This window comes from Streptomyces sp. NPDC048496 (assembly GCF_043200055.1).
Lineage (GTDB): Bacteria > Actinomycetota > Actinomycetes > Streptomycetales > Streptomycetaceae > Streptomyces.
The window spans coordinates 72151-92191 of sequence record NZ_JBICXB010000014.1 but is presented as its reverse complement, the minus strand read 5'-3'; the positions used below and the strand labels follow the sequence as shown (position 1 = coordinate 92191).

At 71.9% G+C, this 20041-nt stretch carries 19 protein-coding genes and 1 pseudogene; 12 read left to right on the top strand and 8 right to left on the bottom strand.

Annotated features, from left to right (window positions below; genetic code table 11):
• Positions 1-235 precede the first annotated feature (235 nt).
• Entirely contained in the window at positions 236-685 is a 450-nt protein-coding gene (locus ACGFSA_RS16405; protein ID WP_393304678.1) for a hypothetical protein, read from the top strand.
• A gap of 51 nt (positions 686-736) precedes the next feature.
• Here ACGFSA_RS16405 and ACGFSA_RS16400 read toward each other — a convergent pair whose 3' ends face one another.
• Together ACGFSA_RS16400 and ACGFSA_RS16395 are read right to left on the bottom strand one after the other, a co-directional pair.
• Positions 737-1573 carry an alpha/beta fold hydrolase gene (locus ACGFSA_RS16400; protein WP_393304676.1) on the bottom strand — a complete coding sequence of 279 codons (837 nt, stop codon included), beginning with the start codon at positions 1571-1573 and terminating at the stop codon, positions 737-739.
• On the bottom strand, positions 1570-2163 hold the full coding sequence (locus ACGFSA_RS16395) for a TetR/AcrR family transcriptional regulator (protein ID WP_393304674.1): 594 nt from the start codon (positions 2161-2163) through the stop codon (positions 1570-1572). The genes ACGFSA_RS16400 and ACGFSA_RS16395 overlap by 4 nt, the downstream gene beginning before the upstream one ends.
• A gap of 424 nt (positions 2164-2587) precedes the next feature.
• Between ACGFSA_RS16395 and ACGFSA_RS16390 the strand changes: the two genes are divergently transcribed.
• The gene (locus ACGFSA_RS16390) at positions 2588-2785 is read left to right on the top strand and encodes a hypothetical protein (protein ID WP_393304672.1); all 198 of its coding nucleotides are present in this window, start codon (positions 2588-2590) and stop codon (positions 2783-2785) included.
• A gap of 450 nt (positions 2786-3235) precedes the next feature.
• On the opposite strand, the pseudogene ACGFSA_RS16385 reads toward ACGFSA_RS16390, so the two are convergent.
• Positions 3236-3692: pseudogene (locus tag ACGFSA_RS16385) on the bottom strand (phospholipid scramblase-related protein); the annotation flags it as partial.
• On the opposite strand from ACGFSA_RS16385, the gene ACGFSA_RS16380 reads away from it, so the two are divergent.
• From ACGFSA_RS16380 to ACGFSA_RS16365, 4 genes are all read left to right on the top strand, one after another.
• The gene (locus tag ACGFSA_RS16380; RefSeq protein ID WP_393304765.1) at positions 3676-3897 is read left to right on the top strand and encodes a hypothetical protein; all 222 of its coding nucleotides are present in this window, start codon (positions 3676-3678) and stop codon (positions 3895-3897) included. The pseudogene ACGFSA_RS16385 and the gene ACGFSA_RS16380 overlap by 17 nt on opposite strands.
• 64 nt (positions 3898-3961) lie before the next feature.
• Positions 3962-4612 carry a DUF3105 domain-containing protein gene (locus ACGFSA_RS16375; RefSeq protein ID WP_393304670.1) on the top strand — a complete coding sequence of 217 codons (651 nt, stop codon included), beginning with the start codon at positions 3962-3964 and terminating at the stop codon, positions 4610-4612.
• Between the two features lie 26 nt (positions 4613-4638).
• Positions 4639-5259 carry a DUF305 domain-containing protein gene (locus ACGFSA_RS16370; protein ID WP_393304761.1) on the top strand — a complete coding sequence of 207 codons (621 nt, stop codon included), beginning with the start codon at positions 4639-4641 and terminating at the stop codon, positions 5257-5259.
• 299 nt (positions 5260-5558) lie between these two features.
• Positions 5559-6803 carry an ROK family protein gene (locus ACGFSA_RS16365; protein ID WP_393304668.1) on the top strand — a complete coding sequence of 415 codons (1245 nt, stop codon included), beginning with the start codon at positions 5559-5561 and terminating at the stop codon, positions 6801-6803.
• 193 nt (positions 6804-6996) lie between these two features.
• Here the strand turns inward: ACGFSA_RS16365 and xylA are convergent, their stop codons facing one another.
• On the bottom strand, positions 6997-8166 hold the full coding sequence (gene xylA / locus ACGFSA_RS16360; RefSeq protein WP_393304666.1) for a xylose isomerase: 1170 nt from the start codon (positions 8164-8166) through the stop codon (positions 6997-6999).
• Between the two features lie 247 nt (positions 8167-8413).
• Here xylA and xylB point away from each other — a divergent pair, with 247 nt between their 5' ends.
• The 6 genes from xylB (at position 8414) to ACGFSA_RS16330 (ending at position 15395) form a co-directional block, all read left to right on the top strand.
• The gene (gene xylB, locus ACGFSA_RS16355) at positions 8414-9910 is read left to right on the top strand and encodes a xylulokinase (RefSeq protein WP_393304664.1); all 1497 of its coding nucleotides are present in this window, start codon (positions 8414-8416) and stop codon (positions 9908-9910) included.
• Positions 9911-10040: 130 nt separating this feature from the next.
• Positions 10041-11318, top strand: coding sequence for a VWA domain-containing protein (locus ACGFSA_RS16350; RefSeq protein ID WP_393304661.1), 1278 nt, complete (start codon positions 10041-10043; stop codon positions 11316-11318).
• A complete protein-coding gene (locus ACGFSA_RS16345; RefSeq protein WP_393304659.1) occupies positions 11318-12163 on the top strand; it encodes a hypothetical protein in 846 nt (281 codons plus the stop codon). Before ACGFSA_RS16350 ends, ACGFSA_RS16345 begins: the two co-directional genes overlap by 1 nt.
• 336 nt (positions 12164-12499) lie before the next feature.
• Positions 12500-13867 (top strand): cytochrome P450, encoded by a 1368-nt coding sequence (locus tag ACGFSA_RS16340; RefSeq protein WP_393304657.1) that lies wholly within the window; start codon positions 12500-12502, stop codon positions 13865-13867.
• A gap of 166 nt (positions 13868-14033) precedes the next feature.
• Positions 14034-14432, top strand: a complete 399-nt coding sequence (locus tag ACGFSA_RS16335; protein WP_393304655.1) for a DUF6221 family protein — start codon at positions 14034-14036, stop codon at positions 14430-14432.
• Positions 14433-14843: 411 nt separating this feature from the next.
• Positions 14844-15395, top strand: a complete 552-nt coding sequence (locus tag ACGFSA_RS16330; protein ID WP_393304653.1) for a DUF4232 domain-containing protein — start codon at positions 14844-14846, stop codon at positions 15393-15395.
• A 167-nt stretch (positions 15396-15562) separates the two neighbouring features.
• Here the strand turns inward: ACGFSA_RS16330 and ACGFSA_RS16325 are convergent, their stop codons facing one another.
• The 4 genes from ACGFSA_RS16325 to ACGFSA_RS16310 form a co-directional block, all read right to left on the bottom strand.
• Positions 15563-17383 carry an aKG-HExxH-type peptide beta-hydroxylase gene (locus ACGFSA_RS16325; protein WP_393304651.1) on the bottom strand — a complete coding sequence of 607 codons (1821 nt, stop codon included), beginning with the start codon at positions 17381-17383 and terminating at the stop codon, positions 15563-15565.
• A 26-nt stretch (positions 17384-17409) separates the two neighbouring features.
• Positions 17410-17592: an aldo/keto reductase gene (locus ACGFSA_RS16320; protein ID WP_393304649.1), complete on the bottom strand. Its 183-nt coding sequence runs from the start codon at positions 17590-17592 to the stop codon at positions 17410-17412.
• 101 nt (positions 17593-17693) lie between these two features.
• Complete coding sequence (locus ACGFSA_RS16315) at positions 17694-18806, bottom strand: caspase family protein (RefSeq protein ID WP_393304647.1); 1113 nt, start codon at positions 18804-18806, stop codon at positions 17694-17696.
• Entirely contained in the window at positions 18803-19972 is a 1170-nt protein-coding gene (locus ACGFSA_RS16310) for a hypothetical protein (RefSeq protein ID WP_393304645.1), read from the bottom strand. The genes ACGFSA_RS16315 and ACGFSA_RS16310 overlap by 4 nt, the downstream gene beginning before the upstream one ends.
• Between the last annotated feature and the right edge of the window lie 69 nt (positions 19973-20041).

Sequence of the window (20041 nt, the reverse complement as noted above, 5' to 3'; positions counted from 1 at the left end):
TCTTCCGCAACCCGACACACGACCAGCCGGAATCAAGGTCGGCCAGTACGAGTACGGCGTACTGCAGCCACTCGACCGCGTCGTCGCCGCCCAGCCGTCCGCGATCACCCACGTCCAGGCCCTTTACGAGCCGTACAGTACGTGCACCCGCCTCACCGGCCTCCTCCCCAACTACTCGACCGACGAAGTCGCTCTCCTGAACGACTGGTTCACCCGCGCGGCGAACGGATGGCAGGTGAACAGGGCCTGCGGCCCGCTGGCCGGCGGCACCTTCAGGCTGCGGGCGGACGGCTTGTTCAGCGCCGAGTCGGCTCCGCCACGGTTTCAGTCCTGCCCGAGGCTCACCACGCCCGGCCCCGATCTCCTGCACGTGGTCGCACGCGCCGCTTACGTCACCGTGGGGCAGCCGGACGGCTCGGCCACCCGGACGCTGCGGTTCCTGGACAGCCGCAAACGGCTTGTCGCGCTGTGGCGCGAGGACACCACGACCAGGTCGACCGCGCAACGTGCCGCCTGGTGCGAGAAGGCGCTCGGCGGCGGTGCCACCTCCGACGGCACCTTCACCACCGTCGAGCGGGTCAGGGAGCAGCACATGTCCGCGACGAACGCCAAGGCCGAGGACGTTCTGCCCGATGTTCCGGACGGCACCGTCGCCGGCCTCAGGGACGGCTCGTTGCAGATGTGACGTTCAGTGACCAGCTTCGGTGGGGTTGACCAGGGCGAGCGGGATTCAGGTCTAGGCGCGGAAGGCCTTCCAAAGGCGTTCGCCGAACTCGGCGGGGTGCGTGGTCAAGCCGGTGTGCCCGCCTGGAAAGTGCTGGAGTTCCGTGCCGAGACGCTCGGCCAGGAAAACGGCCGGACGGTAGGGTAGCTCGCCGCGTGAGTCCTGGCCGCAGGCGAGCACGAGCCGGTCCGATAGCGCCTCCAGCCGTTGGAGGTCTGGGGCGTAGGACATGAAGCTGGGCACGATGCGCTCGACGAAGTAGGGCAGGTCGGCCATCGTCTGCTCGGCCCGTGCCGCCGCTTGCGGCGGAAGCTTGATCTCAGCCTTCGGCTCGGTGGTGTCGACGTCCTTCTTCAGACCCGCAGCGAATACGGCCATCGCCGGCATGAGCCCCTGAGTGTGGAACGTTGCCTGCACGCGCACGATGAGCGCGCGGTGTTCGGCGGCGTCCGGCAGGACCTCCACTACCGGCGGCTCGTGCGCCACGACACGTTCGAGGCGTTGGGGATGGGTGGTGAGCAGATGCAGGGCGGCGATCGCGCCCGAGCTGGCGCCGAACACCCGGGCGGGCTCATCGGGCGACAGCAGTTCCAGCATCCGGAAAGCGTCATCGGCGTGCTCGGCCACTCGCTGCTCGGCCTCGGGATCGTCCAGTGTGCTGCGGGACATGCCGCGCGGGTCGTAGGTCGCGACGGTGTATTCGGTGGCCAGGTCGTCGGCGATGCTGCCGAAGGAGGCCGCGCCGCCCGTCCCGCCGGGGATCAGCAGTAGGAGCGGGCCCTGGCCGCGCACTTCGTAGTGCAGGGTCGCGCCGTTCACGCGCAGGCTGCCGATGGTCGGGTCGGTCATGCGGAGTCTCCTTCTCGGGACGGGGGCCAGTGCTCCAGGAGGGTGTGCAGGGCGTCGAGGGCGCGAACCCAGGAGTGCTGTGGCGAACGCTCGTGCGCGAACCCGCCCGCGGCTTCCAGGGCGACGAACCCGTGGAACGTGCTGCGCAGCAACCGGACCGCGTCGGTCAGGTCGGGCTCGGCCAGTCCGTAGCCGCGGAGCATGCCGTAGGTCAGCTCGACCGCACGCCGTAGTCCGGGCGCATTTGCGGCCAGCTCAGGGTCGATCTGGATCGGGGTCTGCGTCGCCATGTAGCGGCCCGGATGCGTGTGGGCGTACTCCCGCCAGGCGTTGGCAAACGCGACCAGCGCGTCCTTGCCCGCTCGCCCGGCGGTTGCCTCCGCGATACGGATGGTCTTCTCGTCCGCCGCCAGAAGCGCGATCCGTCCGCGCAGGTCCTCCAGGCTTCGGACGTGCGTGTAGAGGCTCGCGTCCTTCACTCCGAGCCGCCGCGCCACCTGTGACATGGTCACGTGGTCGAGCCCGACCTCATCCGCCAGTTCAGCGCCCGCGATCGTCACTCGCTCCGCTGTCAGCCCGGCCCGCACCATACGCCCTCCTCAAGATCCTAGGGAGTCTAGGTATAGCCTAGGCCCCATAGGAATATTAAGCGTGGGGCGCGTTCGCACAGGTACCGCTGTTGCGGATGACGGGGAATCAGGGCTGGCCACCGTCACCTGTGCGTGCGAATGCCCGCTGGTCACCGAGCGCGTGAACGAGCTGCCGACGCAGACGCTGATTCTCTTCTGTGAGTTGCCGATTCCGGTCCGGGGCTGCCTCCAGGCGCGCGTGCAGCGAGGCATCGGAGGAGCGCTCAGCCGCAGGAGCCTGCAGCAAGCGGGAACGGCGGCTCCTTGAACGGAGCCGCCGCCCATCGCGGCGTGACGATCAGCCAAGTAGCGTTCGAGCCGGGCGCGGTCGATCTGGGCCGGTCCGGTCACCTCTGCCGGAAGCAAGGCGGAGAAGCGAGCGATCATGCGCACTCCCGTGCGTACGATGCTGGCGTTGATGCCGCTGGACAGGCGCCAGCGTGACCAGCGCTTGGTCAGGTCTCGCAGCGAGGGCTGGGTGATCTTCTCGAAGGTGATCGTCGACGTGTGCGAGTGGACGATGCCGAAATGGCGCAGCCGCCAGGCGGTGCGGGGGTATTCCGCTTCCCAGCCGCGGCCGTAAGCCCGTTCCTCGACGCGCCGGCGGGCGCCGAGGGGGAAAGTGCCCCAGCCCGTGGCCCAGCTGCCGGTCGGGCCGCGGAAAGTCTTACGCGACTACTGACATGCGCCCACCAGTCCCGAGGGCCTGCCCGATCCGGTCACGGGCCTTCTCCTCGGAGTCCGCCCGCCGCAGGTGCCGACGCCCGACCGCCGGAGAAGGCCGCGAGGACGGCGGGGCGCCGGTGTACCGCCGCGGCCCCCGGAGCGGATCGTCCGCGACCGGCGGAGTTCAGGCCGCGCGGCGCCCGAGAGGCGTCCGGGCAGCATGTGGGGCTGCGTCAGGTACGGCCTGCCCGTCACCCTCCCACCGGGACATTGACGAGGGGCAGCGCCGTCCGACGGCGTGCGTACATGCCTGCCCCCCGTACGCGAACATACGGGGCCGCAGGCTGCCGCGTGCGGCGGGATCCCGTCAGCCGAGGCCGCGGGCGTCCTGCTTCAGGGCCGTGTCCACGGTCAGGGCCGTCGCCACGACGAGGCTGAGCAGCGGTTCGGGCAGCTGGTAGTGGATCTGCAGCACGTAGTTGTCCGCCGTCGTGAACATCGTCTTCGCGAGGCCTTCCCAGGTCTTGGTGATCCGGGCGATCTCGGCGTCGTTGTGGTCGACGATCGCGAAGTTCCAGGCGCGCCAGTTCTCCGCCTTGATGGCACCGATCTGCTGACCGTCCACCATGATGGCGAAGTTGATCCTGCCCATGAAGTTCTGCTGCATGATCTCGCCGACCGACCGGCCGCCCGTCCGGGCGCTGCACGATGACCCGGGACTTGATGAACTTCGCCGGCCGGGTCAGCAGCAGCTGCGGCCGCCCGCACGCGTCACGGATCTCCAGCTTGTGGGTCAGGTACTGATCGATGCTGGAGACGAACCGCCGGGGCGTCAGCAGTTCCTGCCATGGTGTCTCGGAGCACGCGACACCCGTCGTGCTGCCCGCCCAGGCCGCACCTGTCGCGCTCCTCGGCTCGGCAGTCACCGCTCCGGTCGGCCGGCTCGCCGGCGCCGCCGGTATCCGCGGCCCCTCCAACGACGCCGTGGGCGCCGTCGACCATCTCCGCCTTCAGGTTCAACGGATCTAGAAGCAGGGCCTGTTCTCCCGCGCTGCCCTCTTTCCGTACATCGTGTTGAACCCGAGGACTCTCCATGGCTTCCACCAACAAGCAGAACACCCCTGCCGCCGAGCGCCGCGCCAAGCTCGAGGAGGCCCGCCGCAAGGAGCGGGCCCGCGAGCGCCGGACCCGCATCATCACCATCTCCGCCTCCGTCGCCGTCGTCGCCGCGCTCGTCGCGGGCGGCGGCTATCTGATGTCCGCAGCCGACAAGCAGGACCGGGCCGAGGAGAAGGCCAAGTCCTCCCCGGTCACGGGCGAGCGGAGCTGGGACAAGCTCACCCGGGACCATGTCGAGAAGCCGGTCGACTACCCGATGAACCCGCCGGTCGGCGGCGACCACAACCCGGTCTGGATGAACTGCGACGCCGACGTCTACACCGAAGCGATCCCGAACGAGAACGCCGTCCACTCGCTGGAGCACGGCGCGGTCTGGGTCACGTACAACGACAAGGCGCAGCCCGCCGACATCAAGAAGCTCGCGGACCGCGTCGCCAAGACCCCGTACTCGCTCATGAGCCCTGTGAAGGACCAGGACGCCCCGCTGATCCTCAGCGCCTGGGGCAAGCAGGTCACGGTGAAGAGCGCGACCGACGCACGCGTGGCGCAGTTCTTCACCAAGCACGTCCAGGGTCCGCAGACACCGGAGCCGGGCGCCGCCTGCACCGGCGGGATCGCCAAGTGACGTCCTCGGTCCGCGCGCCGCGGCCGATGGTGCTGGCGGGTGCTGCGCTGCTGCTGCTGGCCTTGGGGCTGGTGGCACTCATGCTCGTACGGCCGTCCTCGTCGTCCCTCCCGCAGGGAGCGGCCCGGTCGGCCGTGCCCGCGGAGACGTCGGTCGATGTGGGTTTCGCCCGTGACATGTCGATCCACCATCAGCAGGCGGTCGAGATGTCGTTCATCGTCCGGGACCGGACGTCCGACGGGGACGTGCGGCGGCTCGCGTACGACATCATCAACACGCAGGCCAATCAGCGCGGCATGATGCTCGGCTGGCTGGAGATGTGGGGCCGCGCCAAGAGCTCCGGCCGCCCGCCGATGGAGTGGATGGGCCACACCGTCGCCCCCAGGGGCGACGGTTCGCTGATGCCGGGCATGGCGACCGACACCGAACTGGACGCGCTGCGGGCGGCGAAGGGCAAGGACGCCGAGGTGCGGTTTCTCCGCCTGATGACCGTGCATCACCGGGCCGGTGCGGAGATGGCGCAGGCGGCGGCCGACGCGGCGGGTACGGACGAGATCAGGAACCTGGCCGCGGGCATGGTCCTGGGCCAGCAGTCGGAGATCAGGCTGATGGCCGACATGCTGAAGGAGCGCGGCGCCACGGCATGAGCCGGTGGGCCGGGGCGTGGCGGTCCCGTACACGCGTACGCGGCCACCACGCCCCGGTTGATGCGGTCCGGCGGACGACGACCGGCTGTGGACGCGCCGGGGCAACGTTTCCGTCTGCGGGGCTGCCATCGAGCGTGAACGCGTCGCTGCGGCGAACGGCACGTCGGCGACCACACCCGGTCACCACGGGGTCGCGGACCACACCTCGCACACGGCAGGTTCCGCCGCATGCCGCGCGGGGAACCGGTGCCCACTCCGGACCGTACTGACGTGCGGAATCGCATAGGCTCAGCAGCGATATGAAGAGCAACCTCACGACGCTGGGGCCCAAGGCCGACAAGGACACCGTGCGACGGAGCAACCTCAGTCTGGTGCTGCGGGCCGTCCGCGACGAGGGCGAGCGCGAGGCGACCAGGGCCGGGGTGGCCGCACGCGTGGGGCTGACCCGCGCCGCCGTGTCCTCGCTGGTCGAACAGCTGCTCAACAGTGGGTTCCTCACCGAGTCCGGCAAGACATTCAGCGGGCAGGCCGGGCGCCCCGGCACCGCACTCAAGGTGGCGCGCACCGGCCCCGCCGGGCTCGGCGTCGAGGTCAACATCGACTACGTGTCGGTCTGTGTCGTGGACCTGGCGGGTACCGGCCGGGTCCGGCTGACGGAACACCTCGACAACCGGGGCGCTCCGCCCGCCGAAGTGCTGGCACGGGCGGCCCGGATCGCGGCCCGCACCCTGGATTCGGCGGCCGAACAGGAGCTGTTCCCGGTCGGGGCGGCCCTGGCGCTGCCCGGACTGGTGTCCGGCGGCGCGGTGCGCCAGGCGCCCAACCTGGGCTGGAATCAGGTCCCGGCGGAGGAACTCTTCGCCGCGTCGCTCACCGCGCTGCGCCCCGGCCACCCGGAACTTCCGGTGAGTTCGGAGAACGAGGCCAATCTGGCGGCGCTGGCCGAGCTCTGGTTCGGCGGGCTCGACGAGATCCGCAGCTTTCTGTATCTGACGGGCGAGATCGGCGTCGGTGGCGCCCTGGTCATCGACGGTGAACTGCTGCGCGGTGCGCACGGGTTCGCCGGTGAGATCGGGCATGTGGTGGTGGACGCGGAGGGGCCGGAGTGCCGGTGCGGTTCGCGCGGCTGTCTGGAGCAGTACGCGGGACAGGCGGCACTGCTGCGGGCGGCCGGGATCGAGGAGACCGGCAGCGGCATCGGGGTGGCCGAGCTGGAGCGGCGCGCCCTGGCCGGGGACGAGCGGGCCGTGGCCGCCGTGGTGGAGGCGGGCCGGATGCTGGGGCGGGTGCTGTCCGGGGCCGTGAATCTGCTCGACCCGGACGCGGTGGTGCTCGGCGGGATATACCGGGGCCTGATGCCGTGGCTGTCGCCGCCCGTCGACGAGGAGCTGACGGGCCGGGTGGTGTCCGGGCTGTGGTCCCCGCGCGGCGGCCGGCTGCGTGCCTCGTCGGTCGCGGGCGACGCGGCACGGGGTGCGGCGGCGCTGGTGACGCAGGACGTACTGACCGACCCGGTGGCGTACGCGGCGCGGGTGGCGGGCTGAAACCGGAGCCGGGCCGCACCCGCCTGACACAGGTACGACCCGGACTCGAACGCCGGGCCGCACCCGCCTGGCACAGGTACGACCCGGACTCGAACGCGGGGGCGGACCTGCCTGACACAGGCACGACCCGGACCCGAACGCAGAGACGCACCCGCCTGGCACAGGCACGGCCCCGCAGCATCAGCCCGTGCTGTCAGCGGACCCCGAGCAGGTGGTCCATCGCCAGCTGGTCCAGCACCTCGAACGCCATGCCGCGCTCGGCCGCCGCGTTCACGTCGAAGTCCTCGAACGCCGAGCGGTCGGCCAGCAGCCCCGCCACGCCGTCCTCCGCCGTCGGCCGGGCCAGCTCGTCGAGCCGGGACGCGCGCAGCGCCTCCTGGACCGCCGGGTCGGCGCGGAAGGCGGCGGCGCGCTCCTTGAGGATGAGGTAGTTGCGCATGCAGCCCGCGGCCGACGCCCAGACACCGTCGTAGTCCTCGGTCCGCGGCGGCTTGAAGTCGAAGTGGCGCGGGCCCTGGTATCCGGCGGTCTCCAGCAGGTCGACGAGCCAGAAAGCCTGGCGCAGGTCACCGGCGCCGAAGCGCAGGTCCTGGTCGTACTTGATGCCGGACTGGCCGTTGAGGTCGATGTGGAAGAGCTTGCCCGCCCAGATGGCCTGCGCGATGCCGTGCGGGAAATTCAGCCCGGCCATCTGCTCGTGGCCGGTCTCCGGGTTGACGCCGACGAGTTCCGGGCGCTCCAGGCGCTCGATGAAGGCGAGGGCGTGGCCGATGGTCGGCAGCAGGATGTCGCCGCGCGGCTCGTTCGGCTTGGGCTCGATGGCGAACTTCAGGTCATAGCCCTGCTCTACGACATAGTCACCGAGCAGGTCGAAGGCCTCCTTCATCCGGTCGAGAGCGACCCGGATGTCCTTCGCTCCGCCCGACTCGGCGCCTTCGCGGCCGCCCCACGCCACATAGGTGGTGGCGCCCAGCTCGACGGCGAGGTCGATGTTGCGGATGGTCTTGCGCAGCGCGTACCGGCGTACGTCCCGGTCGTTGGCGGTGAACCCACCGTCCTTGAAGACGGGGTGGGTGAAGAGGTTCGTCGTCGCCATGGGCACGACGAGCCCGGCCGCGTCCAGCGTCTGCCGGAACCGCTTCACGATGCTCTCGCGCTCGGTGTCCGACGAGCCGTACGGGATCAGGTCGTCGTCGTGGAAGGTCACCCCGTACGCACCCAGCTCGGCGAGGCGCTGCACGGTCTCGACGGGGTCGATCGCCGCGCGGGTCGCGTCGCCGAACGGGTCGCGCCCCTGCCAGCCCACGGTCCACAGGCCGAAGGTGAACTTGTCCCCCGGGGTGGGCTTGAAGCGTTCCGTCATGGTCCGACCACCTTCGATGCCGTCGGGTCCACAGCCGGTGGAGGCCGCCGAACCCCTATTTGTTCAGTGTCATGACTAATCATGCACGGCACCTGACGGAGACGTAAACCCCCCACCACCGGGAATCGAGGGTGCCCCCTGTTCCGGGCGGGCTCGATCGCGTAATTTGTCATCCGCGCGACCAAATAAATCGCACCAGCCCTCCCGTCCTCCGTGGCCCCCCGCACCGCGAGAATGAGGTAACCCCATGCCGCCGCGTACCGTCGTCATCGGCGTGGACAGCTCTACTCAGTCCACCAAGGCGGCCTTCGTCGACGCCGCAACCGGCCGGCTGCTCGCCGTCGGACGCGCCCCGCATGTCGTCACGGGCGAGGCGGGGGCCCGCGAGACCGACCCCGGGGTGTGGTGGCAGGCGCTGCGCACCGCCGTCGCCGCCGGCCTGAAGGAGTCCGGCGTGCCCGCCGCGGCCGTCACCGGCATCGCGGTCGCCGGTCAGCAGCACGGCCTGGTCGTCCTCGACCGTGCGGGCCGCCCGCTGCGCCCGGCCCTGCTGTGGAACGACACCCGCTCCGCCCCGCAGGCCGCCGCCCTCACCGCCGCGCTGGGCGGTGCGGACGCCTGGACCGCCCGCACCGGATCGGTTCCGGTGGCTGCGATGACCGCGTCGAAGTGGCAGTGGCTGCGTGAGAACGAGCCGGAGGCCGCCGCCTCGACCGCCGCGATCCGTCTCCCCCACGACTTCCTCACCGAACGGCTGACGGGTGCGGCCGTCACCGACCCCGGCGACGCGTCGGGCACCTGCTGGTACTCCACCGCCACCGGCGCGTACGACCCCGAGCTGCTCGAACTGCTCGGCCTGGATGCCGCGTTGCTGCCCGGGGTGGCCGAGACGGGTGCGTCCCGCGCCGGTTCGCTGACCGACGAGGCGGCGCAGGCGCTCGGCCTGCCGGCCGGGATCGCCGTGGCGGCGGGCACGGGCGACAACATGAGTGCCGCCGTCGGCCTCGGTCTCGGCGGCGCCGGACTGCTGGACCACCCCGTTCTCAGCCTCGGCACCTCGGGTACGGTCTTCGCCGCCTCCCGGACCCGGCCCGCGTCGGCGGCGCTCTCCGGTTTCGCCGCGGCCGACGGCACGTACCTCCCGCTGGCCTGCACGCTCAACTGCACCCTCGCCGTGGACAAGGTCGCCGCCCTGCTCGGCCTGGACCGCAACGACGCGGCACCCGGCGGCGAGGCGGTGCTCCTCCCCTATCTCGACGGCGAGCGGACCCCCGATCTGCCCACCGCCTCCGGCCTGCTCACCGGACTCCGGCACGACACCACCCCGCAGCAACTGCTCGGCGCCGCCTACGAAGGCGCGGTCGTCACCGTGCTGCGCGCCCTGGACGAGCTGCTGCGGGCCTGCGGGCTCGACCCGGCCGACCCCGAGGTCGCCGCCCGCCCACTGCGCCTGATCGGCGGCGGCACGCAGGGGCGCACCTGGGTGGAGACGGTACGACGGCTGTCGGGGCGGCCTGTGATCGTGCCCGGCAGCGGCGAACTGGTGGCCCTGGGAGCGGCCGCGCTCGCCGCGGCGGCGGCCTGCGGCGAGGACCCCGTCACGATCGCCACCGGCTGGAATGCCGACGGGGAATCCGAGGCGGACACCGAACTGCCGCCCATGGCACGGGACATGGACACCTGGAACGGGGTCAACTCGGTGCTGGAGCGGGCCGCCGGACCGCTGCTCGGCGGAGACCGGTAGCCAACCCGCCGCCACATCCTGCAACGACCGCTGACCGACTGTCACTCGCCCCCGCCGGCCCGGGACAACGGCATCCCGGCAGCCCCGGTCCGGTTTGGGGGTGGCATGTGATCTTCACTAGTATCCGGCGATGATCATAAGAAAAAGGCTGACGGTCGGGGTGGGCATCCTGCTCGCCACCCTGACCGCCGGGCTCGGCACGGCCCTCCCCGCCGCCGCCGATGAACCCCCCACCAAAGCCTCCCCCAAGGTCGAGCTGGTGCTCGACGTCAGCGGTTCCATGCGGACCCGTGACATCGACGGCCAGTCCCGGATGGCCGCGGCGAAGCAGGCGTTCAACGAGGTCCTGGACGCGGTTCCGGAGCAGGTGCAGCTCGGCATCCGGACCCTCGGCGCCGACTACCCGGGCGACGACCGGAAGGTCGGCTGCAAGGACACCAAGCAGCTCTACCCGGTCGGCCCGCTCGACCGGGTGGAGGCGAAGACCGCGGTCGCGACGCTGGCCCCCACCGGCTGGACCCCGATCGGGCCCGCCCTGCTGGGCGCCGCCGACGATCTCGAAGGCGGCGACTCCACCCGCCGGATCGTGCTGATCAGCGACGGCGAGGACACCTGCGGCCCGCTCGACCCGTGCGAGGTGGCGCGCGACATCGCCGCCCGCGGCATCCACCTGGTCATCGACACGCTGGGCCTGGTGCCGAACGCCAAGATCCGCGAGCAGCTGACCTGCATCGCCGAGGCTACCGGCGGCACCTACACCGCCGTCCAGCACACCGATGAACTCTCCGGTCGGGTCAAGCAGTTGGTGGACCGGGCTGCCGAGCCCGTCGTCACCCCCGTGGCCACCGAGGGCGCGGACAGCTGCTCCGCCGCGCCTCAGCTCAAGGCGGGTCTCTACACCGACCGCGAGAAGTTCGGCGAGCACCGCTGGTACCGGGTGGATGTACTGCCCGGCCAGGAGCTGCGCGCCTCGGTGAGCGTGTCCGCGGACCGCGCCGTCAACAACGACTACGGCGTGCTGCTGCGCGCGGTGACCGTGCACGGTCGCGAGATCGTCAGGGGTTCGGAGTCCGGCACCGGTCGCACCGATGCGATCTCGTCCGGGCTGCGCTATCCCAAGCCCGCGCAGGACGGCACGGACAGCGGGGACGAGCCGGTCGCGGAGACCGTCTGCCTGCAGCTCAGCAACTCCTTCTCGGCCCCGGCATCGGTGAAGACCTCGCCGGGCATGCCGGTCGAGCTGACCATCGACGTGGTGGACGCGCCGGACGACGCCGCCGATGCCGCCGCGTTCGGTCTCGGCCGCGGCTGGTGGCTCCTGGGCGTACTCGTCCTGACCGGACTGATCGCGGGTCTGCTCTTCGGCTGGATCTCGCGCTGGCGCATCGCCGTATGGAGGACCAACTGATGGTGCGTACACGACGGGTACTCGCGGGTGCCCTGCTGGCCGGGACGGCCCTGTTGACGGCGGCGGGGTCGGCCGCGGCCGACGACCCGTCGGCGAGCCCGAGCCCGAGCGCGTCCGACGGCGGTGCGGGTCCCACGGAGGCGGGCACCACCTTCCGTACCGCGACGGCGATCCAGCCGAGCCAGCGCGCCACCGCCGGGGCGTCCACGGGTGACTACCTGTACTGGGTGTTCCCGGCCGACGCGGGACAGCGCGCCACCGTCAAGGCGACGGTCACCCTGCCCGAGAGCACCACCCGGCACGGCGTGTCGACGTGGCAGGTCGATGTGTACGACGGGCTGCGGCGCCGACAGGCCTGCATGTACGGCCACCAGACCAGGAAGGCGGCCGCCGACGCGTCGACCGTCGAACTCTCCTGCGTCCTGCGGACCGTCCGCGCCTGGTCCGAGCCGTGGGCGAACGACCCACTGCCGGGCAGCTACTACGTGCGCCTGACGGTCGTCGACCTGCCGTCGGCCGACCTCGGACAGCCGGTGCAGACCGCCGTCGAGGTGACGGCGGCCGACCGGGGCGGCGCCCATGACGTCGACGGCATGCTGAGCGAGCCCCTGGTTCCCGGTGCGTCCTCGGTGCAGCAGACGACGGACGGCACCTCGTCCGACGACGGCTCCACGACCCGGGTCTCGCTCGGCAGTGAGCCGGACGACGGCTGGGCCTCCGGCTGGTGGACGGACCGCTGGATCTGGACCGTCGGCGGCGGCGTACTCGGCGCGCTCGCGGCCGTGTTCGGCTACTCCCTCACCCGCGGCAACGGCCGCCCGTCCCGGGTCCCGCCGGGCGCCTGACCCGCCCCGGCCGCGAACCGGCCCTCATGCGCGGCGCCTTCGCCCCACACCGATGGGGCGGGGGCGCCGCGGCGTTTCCCCCGGCCGAGCCGTCCGGTGGGCGCCGATGTCCCGACGGTCGCCCCTCATCTCCTCACGTGGGGACGGCACAGCACGCGGGATCCCGGTCCGCAGCACCGCCCTGCCGACCGCACTTCCGTAACGAGGCCCGGATACCCTCGACAACTCACTTACCCCACAAGGACGATGGGGTCATCGACCCTGCCGGCACCCCGGAGTCCAGCCACGTCGCCGCGTACCGGATGCCGGTGCGCCACCAGGGAGCGGAGACCTTTCATGTCCACGGAGACCGGCCCGGCCGCCGATGCCGAGCCGCGCGGCCACGTGCCCGTACCGGGCCCGAAGGGGCTGCCGTTCCTCGGGAATCTGCCGCAGTTCGGGAAGGACCCGCTGAAGTTCTTCGAGCGGCTGCGCGGGTACGGGGACATGGTGCGGTGGCGCTTCGGCCCCAGCCCCTGTGTGTTCATAGCCGATCCGGAGTGCATAGGCGAACTGCTCACCGAGACGGAACGCACCTTCGACCCGCCGGCGCTGGGCATCGCCTTCCGTACCGTGATGGGCAACGGCGTGGTGGTCGCGCGTGGTCCGGACTGGCGGCGGAAGCGGTCGCTGGTGCAGCCGTCGGTACGGCCGAAGCAGGTGCGGTCGTACGCGGCGACGATGGCGGGCAGCACGGTGGAGCTCGCGGACACCTGGTCCGGCGGTGAACGCATCGACATCAAGCGGGAGATGGCCGCGCTCACGCAGAAGATCGCGGTCCGTACCATCTTCGGGGTGGACACCCCGGCGGACGCCGAGGCGATGGGCCGGGCGATGGACGTCGCCCAGCAGGAGATCGGCAAGGAGTTCAGCGGCATCGGCGCCCTGCTCCCCGACTGGGTGCCGACGCCCGGCCGGGCCCGGATCAAGAAGGCGGCCGCGCTCATCGACGCCGAGGTGGGCCGGGTCGTGGCCCGGCACCGGGACGGCGACGGCGAGCGTCCCGACCTGCTGAGCCGGCTGCTGACCGCGGTGGACGAGACCGGCGCACAGCTCACGGACAAGGAGATCCGCGACGAGACCGTCACCCTGTACATCGGCGGGCACGAGACGACCAGTTCCACACTGGTGTGGGCGTGGTACCTGCTGTCGCGCAATCCGCAGACACGCGCGGCGCTCACCGAGGAGCTGGACCGTGTCCTCGGCGACCGGGAGCCGGAGTTCGACGACTACGCGCGGCTGACATACACCCAGGCGGTGGTGAAGGAGACGCTGCGGCTGTACCCGACGATCTGGCTGGTGACCGGAGTCGCCAAGGACGGGGCGCGCATCGGTGGCGTGGACATGCCGAAGGGCACGAAGGTGTGGACCAGCCAGTGGGCGACACACCGCGACGAGCGGTGGTTCCCGGAGCCTGAGGCGTTCCGCCCGGAGCGCTGGGACGCCGACCGCGGCGACGACATCGCGGAGTACGCCTGGTTCCCTTTCGGCGGCGGGCCCCGGGTCTGCCTCGGTACGCGGTTCGCGATGGTCGAGGCGGTGCTGATCCTGGCGGTACTCGCGCGCCGGTTCGAACTGGACGTGGACCCGGGTGACGTCAACCCCGTACCGACGCTGACCCTCCAGCCCGACCGGGACGTGCTGGCCACCGTGCGGGCGCGGTAACCCGGCGGGGAGCGTGTCCGTATGGCGGAACACGTGCGGACGCGATGTGCCCGCGGCTTCCGCCGTACGGCATCCTCGTGCTGAACGAGCAGCGCGGCCCCGGAGCGGCGAGTGATCTTGCCGGTTCGGGGCAGGCGGTACCCGACGGTGGAGGATGCGGAACCCGATGACTGACAACTCCGACATGGTGGCCTTTGTCCGGGCCCGCCTGGCCGAGGAGGAACAAGTCGCGCGAGCGGCCGGCGGCGAGCGTTGGCGGTGCCCCGCCGAGACGCCGGGCGAGGTCCACGACCGGACCGGCGCCATCGCGTTCAGCCTGCGGACGCATGGCTACGACGACCACATCGCGCTGCAGGACCCCGCGCGCACGCTCCGCCGCATCGAGACGAGCAGGGTGCTCCTGGACGAGTACGAGGAGGTCGCCGCCCTGGACACCGACCGCCCCCACCACGACTTCCCCTCGGGTCGCGCGGTCGGGCTCGGATTCGTCGTCCGGCAGATGGCGGCGGAGGATGCCGGCCACCCCGACTATCAGGCCAAGTGGCTGCCCCGGTTCACCCAGTGACGAGCCCCTCGCAGGGGACGGTGACCGAGTTGCGGGACCGCGAGCCGTACCCGGCCGGCGTCGGCGTCCTGCCGGGCCGGGGAGGGCCGACACCATGAGCGGATCGGTCGGGCCGCGCCGCCGCAGGGCCGCGGCCGGTTCGCTGCCGTACCCGGCTCGCACGCCGCGTGCGGCCGCGGCCCCGTCCGGTCGCTGCCGGGACACCGCCTCGGCCGACCGGGCGCGGGGCGCGTCCCCGCGCCCAGGCTCCCCGCTTTCCCGCCTCACCGGCAGAAGGTTCACAGCCGTCACAGCGGGCAGGTCGCAACCGGACGGCAGATACTGATCCGGTCCGTCCGCGCCGGCCCTGCGCGGGGACACACCGGCCACCCTGCCGCGATCACCGGCCGTCGAGATTCCGGGAGAAACACCATGCGTCTGCGCCCCACCATCGTCTCCGGCTTCACCGTCCCGGCCGCCGCCACCGCCGTGGTCCTGGCGGCCACGGGCGCCACGGCCGCGGTCGGTACCGCGCCCGCCGCCCCTGCGGCAGCCTCCCGGCTCGGCGTGTGCCAGGAGCAGGCCCTCAGTGTGAAGGCCGCGCCCGGCGGTCAGCAGAACGTGGTGCGCATCAGTGTGACCAACCGTGGCAGTCGCAGCTGTGTCGTCGACCGGATCCCGACCATCACCTTCGCGGGGCTGGACGGCTCCGCCCAGGCCGTGCCGCCTGCCGAGAGCGCCCCCTACGTGCTCTCACGAGGTGAGCGGGCGTATGCCGCCCTCCGTACCGCCGATCCGGCGGGTACCGAGGGGCATGTGGTCGGAAGTGTGAGCGTGGCGGCGGATCCGGCCCACTACGGCGTCACGTTCAAAGCGGCCGGCGTGGGCATGCCCCGGGGGATCCGGGTCTGGGAGCCGGTCACCACGCTCTGGCAGGTGTCGGCGGCCGCCGCATCCAAGGCCCTGGCCGACGGTCTGGGCTGATCCGCCGACGGTGTACGTCTCACGGAAGGCCCGGCGGCAACCCCATGCACCGGGTCACGTCGTCGTCCGGCGGCCTGGACATCCAGACGAACGGATTCAGCGTCTCCGCAGGCTGACCCGCACGCATACCCGTACGGCTGCGGAGCCGGCTCCCTCGCGGGGCCGGCTCATCCGTGCCGTACGACTGCGGGGCCGTCCTGGACCGGAGCGCGTCCCGCCAGCCACCGGGCGATCTCCGCCCGGTTCCGGGCTCCGCCCTCCTCCAGTACCGCCGCGAACCGCTCGGGCCGGGCCAGCACGCTCCGGTCCTCGGGGTACAGCGCCGCATGGGCGAGCAGCCAGCCGGCCAGCGCGTGCCGGTCGAGGGGGCCGATGCCGCCCAGCTGTGCCTCGTACGCCTCGAGCGCCGTGCCCGCGTCCCCTGAGACCAACAGCTCGTCCGCCGTCGACGGGGGGCCGGGCTTCTTGCGCAGGTACAGCTGTCCGCGCTCGTCCTGCCAGTGCCCGCGGTCGCCCGCGGGTACGACCACTGGCTCACCGCCCCGCACCGGCTCCGAACCGGAGCGCAACGCCTTGACGAGTGCCTCCTGTTCGTCCTTGCCGCAGCGCAGATTGCGCAGTCGCCACTCCACGCGGTGGCTGACCGCCGCTGCCCTGGCCCGGCCCTCCGCCTCCTGGTCCACCTGTTCCCGCAGCCAGCTGTCGACGGTCTCGGACAGGCGTGTGACGAGCCGTCGCCCAGGCACGGTGAGCTCCGCCCGGGTGGCCAGCGTTCGGAGCACCATGCGCGTCTGGAGCCGGCGCAGCGCGAAGAGGAACGGTGCGCGTCCTTCGGGGTCGGCCACGGTGTCACCGATCCGGTCGAGCCAGAATCCGGTCACGCCGACGAAGGCGTAGGCACCGTGGAGGAGTCCCGGCAGGTGGCGTGGGTCGGAGCGCCAAGGCGCGTAGTGGAGTTCGGTCCGGTCGTCGTCGAGCAGGGGGAACAGATGGAGCAGTGCGCCCAGTTTGCTGTGCTGGAATTCGTGTACGAGGGTTTCCGCCAGGGCGAGCCCGTTCCGGGGGCGGGCCACCACCATGGAGGCGAAGGCGTCGCCGGTGGAGGCGCTGAGCCCGGCGGCCGGAACGGGAAGCGTGTGCGCTCCGTCCTTGGCGCGCCAGGGGACGATCCGGCTGATCTCCTCGGGGCGCAGCCCTCCGGGCCCCGCAGCACCGCGTCGCAGAGTCGAGACGGCGTCCCGGAACAGCGCCTGCCAGGAGCGCAGTTCGCCGGGATCCAGCCGGCCCGGGGCGATCGGTTCGTCCAGGTCGCGGTACGGATCGAGGTCGTCGAGCTGCACGCCACGGGCCCCGGGCCCGACGAGCAGCGTGTGCACCGGCCACCAGGACGCGGATTCCGGGTCGGTGAGCGGCCGCACGACGACGTCGGCACCGTGCGGCCCGTCCCGGCCCTCACTGCGAAGGGTGACCGTCCCGGCGGACACCACGGCACGGACCGCGCGGAAGTCGTCCTGGACGGGTTCCGGGAGCCGGACCAGCCCGAGCGTCGGCAGACTCACCGCCGCGCCCCGGGCAGGCAGCAGCAGCTCGGTGTGCGTACCGGCGTGTACGGCGGCCGTCGCGGCCACGGCGGCGATGTGTCCCGCGTCCGCCCACAGGGGCGGCCCGGACGTGGTTCCGTGCAGCCGGCGCAGGGTGTGGGCAAGCCAGCTGCCGACCTGGGGGCTGAGCAACAGCTCCTCGACGGCCTCCGGTGCCTGCGCGGCGGCAGCCTCCAGCGCGGGCCATATCGCCGCCGCGTCCAGCGGGCCGAGGATGCCGGGGCGTTCGTCGAACCGGTCGAGGAGCTCGCGCAGCAGCAGCAGGCGGCGGGTCCGCTCGCCCTTCACCAGGAACGCGACGGCCTCGGGCGAGCCGCCGCCTGCGGCGATCTCGTCGAACAACGGGCCGGGCATGCGGATCGGGGCGTACGCATCGCTTGCTGTCATGGACTGTGCCTCCTGGACCGTCTGCGCTATTCGGCCCGTCCGGGTTCGGGGTTACCCATGGCGTTGGTGCGCGCACGCCGCAGCTCTTCCAGCAGCCGCGGGCCCGGGCCCGGAAGGCTCCGCAGGTCGGCGACGCCCACTGCGGCCAGATCCATGACGTCGGATTCGAGGTGATCAGCTGTGCGGTCGGCGGGTACCGGCTGGTACAAGGCGCGCTCCCCCTTCGCGAGCGGTGGCACAGGATGCCACCGTTTACTCCATGATGACGAACGGGACCCCTTCCCGAAACCCATGTGATCACGCCAGCGGATCACATTCCCGTCCCCGTGTCCCCGAGTAAGTCCTGTATGGCCGACTCGAGTTCAGCCGCTCGCGCGGGTTCGTCGTCGAGTAGCGTCACCGCGCCGTACAGCTCCCACAGCCTGTCCAGCCGCGCTCTGAGGGTACGTACGATGCCGATCACGTCGGTGCGAGGCGTCGGGTGCCGTGGCATGCGCGCGACCACGGCGGGCGGCAACTCGTTCACCAGCGCCTGCCGTTCGTCACGGTCGTTCATGAGCGGGTACGCAAGCAGGGCCTCGATGAGCCGGGCCAGCTGCCTGCCCGCCAAAGTGCCACCGGGGCCGGCCGGTGGCGGGAGCGGTGACACCGCCGGACTGCTCTCAGTACGTCCGGGTCTGTGCAGGAGGAGGCTGGGCAACTGGTCGGTGCGGCCTGCCGCCCGCAGTGCGGCCAGCCGGGCCCGCACGGACTCGAACAGGACGTCGGGATCCGGCAGCAGATCGGCTGGGAGTTCGTCCAGCACGATGTCCGAGAACACACCAAGCCGCCGCTCGGGATCGTTGGCGGCACGCTGCCCCCGGCCGGCCGCGAACATCAGGATCTGGTCGTGGGCCTCGATCCGGTGCCCGGCCGGAAACTGCTCACCGGGCAAAGAGCGCGGAAAGTTGTGCCGTTCGTCGAACGTCTGACAGGCGTCGACCATCCAGATCTGCCTGCCGAAGCCCGTCACCGCGTCACTTCTCAGCGTGCTGCGGGCCGATTCGACGTCGATGTTGCGCCGGTCCGGCTCGGTGGCGTCGGTGCAGTAGAGCCGCAGGTGCTCGTCTCGGTCCAGCACACCGTGGCCGCCCCACCACACCCACAGCACGTCTCCGGCGCGGGCCGGGATGTCGGTCACGAAGGCACGCCGCAGGGTGTCGTGGTCGGCCGGCCGGTACGGGACACCCGGATCGGTGCCGCCCGAAGGCGCGAGATGCAGCAGGACGTTTTCCTCGGGGACGCCGAGTTCCAGCAGCCAGTCGCGGAAGCGCAGTGCGTCCCGGACCGGCCCGGGAAGGTTCCAGCTGTCGCCGGCCGCGTACTGCTCGATGCCGACCACCAGTGCCAGGACGCGGCCGGGCTCGACACGTTGGTGGGTCACGGGAGCAGGTCTCCGATCGCCCGGTAGACGGCCCGGTCACTCCAATAGGCGCTGTGTGCGACGGGGAAAGGCTGTCGGCTGTCGGTGGGGATGTCGGTGGCCCGTCCGGGAAAGAGCGGCTCTGCCGCGTAACCGAGCAGGTCGCGCCGGTCGTAGAGATTCAGCCACGGCGGGACGTGGCCGGGCAGGGCGTCGGGGTGGGCGAGTGAGGGCAGCGCTCCGGTCTCGTACAGAAAGGGGCCCTGCGAGCCGACCGTCACCAGTAGTTCCACGCCGGCCGGCGGGCCCGATATCAGGGTGTCGAGGGCGATGATGCCGCCGAGACTGTGGCCGAGCAGCACGACGGGGGGTTCCAGGGAGGCGACCAGGTCCCGCAGTCCCTGCCGCATGGGCTCGCCCCGGGCCAGATACTTGAGGATGTCACCGGCGGCCGGATGGGCGGCGTCGGTGAGGGCCCGGCGGCGGCGCACCGCGTAACGGGAGCCGAGGCGTACGACAGGCTTCGCGGCCATGCGGAGTACCGGGCCACGGCCGGTCCCCGCCGGGGCGGCACCGAGCCGTGCGGCGAGGGCGGCCACGGCGGCGTCCCGGGCATCGCCGGCGCCCTGCACCGGTGCGTCGGCCTCGATGGCCGCCGCGACGACCGCGGCCGTCAGCGCACGCGCCAGCGTCCACGACAGTGTCTCGGCGTCCAGTGCCTCGGCTGCCGGGGCGAGCAGCGGACTGCGCGCGAGCTGTGCCGCCGCCTGCGCGAGCCCGGGCCCCATCCGGTCTGCCCGTTCCTCGCCCTTGGCCGCGAGCTCGAGGAGCAGAGCCCTGGGGCGCTCGTCCGGGAAGGCGGCGCCCGGCGGGGTGGCCGCTGCGGTGGCTCCGGCCGCCGCCAGGGCCAGTTCGGCCGTGGGGTCGTCGTAGAGGCGCGCCCACTCCTCCGCCTCGTCACCCGGATCTCCCGGGCCCTCGGCACCCCGGCCGGCTCCGGCGCCAGGACCGTCCGGGATGCTGGCCCCCGCTGCCGCGAGGCTCGCCCCGTACTGCTCGCCCCAGCGATAGGCGACCAGGTGGACGTCGGGCGCCGCTTCCGCGAGGCCCTCGGTGACCTGTGCGAGCAGGCCCGTGAGGTGTGGTTCACGCACACCTGTGCCGTGAGTGAAGACCACCGTGGTCATGTTGCCGCCCCCATTGCTGTGTTGCTGCCGGGCCGGCCCACTGGCGTCACATGGACGGCGGGACCGGTC

What these genes read in the sequence shown, in the direction of transcription:
- ACGFSA_RS16380 (WP_393304765.1), top strand. Translation starts at nt 3,676, where the DNA reads ATGCTGGAGACGAACCGCCGGGGCGTCAGCAGTTCCTGCCATGGTGTC.
- ACGFSA_RS16350 (WP_393304661.1), top strand. Translation starts at nt 10,041, where the DNA reads ATGATCATAAGAAAAAGGCTGACGGTCGGGGTGGGCATCCTGCTCGCC.
- ACGFSA_RS16375 (WP_393304670.1), top strand. Translation starts at nt 3,962, where the DNA reads ATGGCTTCCACCAACAAGCAGAACACCCCTGCCGCCGAGCGCCGCGCC.
- ACGFSA_RS16340 (WP_393304657.1), top strand. Translation starts at nt 12,500, where the DNA reads ATGTCCACGGAGACCGGCCCGGCCGCCGATGCCGAGCCGCGCGGCCAC.
- ACGFSA_RS16370 (WP_393304761.1), top strand. Translation starts at nt 4,639, where the DNA reads ATGGTGCTGGCGGGTGCTGCGCTGCTGCTGCTGGCCTTGGGGCTGGTG.
- xylA (WP_393304666.1), bottom strand. Translation starts at nt 8,166, where the DNA reads ATGACGGAACGCTTCAAGCCCACCCCGGGGGACAAGTTCACCTTCGGC.
- ACGFSA_RS16395 (WP_393304674.1), bottom strand. Translation starts at nt 2,163, where the DNA reads ATGGTGCGGGCCGGGCTGACAGCGGAGCGAGTGACGATCGCGGGCGCT.
- ACGFSA_RS16310 (WP_393304645.1), bottom strand. Translation starts at nt 19,972, where the DNA reads ATGACCACGGTGGTCTTCACTCACGGCACAGGTGTGCGTGAACCACAC.
- ACGFSA_RS16330 (WP_393304653.1), top strand. Translation starts at nt 14,844, where the DNA reads ATGCGTCTGCGCCCCACCATCGTCTCCGGCTTCACCGTCCCGGCCGCC.
- ACGFSA_RS16335 (WP_393304655.1), top strand. Translation starts at nt 14,034, where the DNA reads ATGACTGACAACTCCGACATGGTGGCCTTTGTCCGGGCCCGCCTGGCC.
- ACGFSA_RS16325 (WP_393304651.1), bottom strand. Translation starts at nt 17,383, where the DNA reads ATGACAGCAAGCGATGCGTACGCCCCGATCCGCATGCCCGGCCCGTTG.
- ACGFSA_RS16365 (WP_393304668.1), top strand. Translation starts at nt 5,559, where the DNA reads ATGAAGAGCAACCTCACGACGCTGGGGCCCAAGGCCGACAAGGACACC.
- ACGFSA_RS16345 (WP_393304659.1), top strand. Translation starts at nt 11,318, where the DNA reads ATGGTGCGTACACGACGGGTACTCGCGGGTGCCCTGCTGGCCGGGACG.
- xylB (WP_393304664.1), top strand. Translation starts at nt 8,414, where the DNA reads ATGCCGCCGCGTACCGTCGTCATCGGCGTGGACAGCTCTACTCAGTCC.
- ACGFSA_RS16390 (WP_393304672.1), top strand. Translation starts at nt 2,588, where the DNA reads ATGCGCACTCCCGTGCGTACGATGCTGGCGTTGATGCCGCTGGACAGG.
- ACGFSA_RS16400 (WP_393304676.1), bottom strand. Translation starts at nt 1,573, where the DNA reads ATGACCGACCCGACCATCGGCAGCCTGCGCGTGAACGGCGCGACCCTG.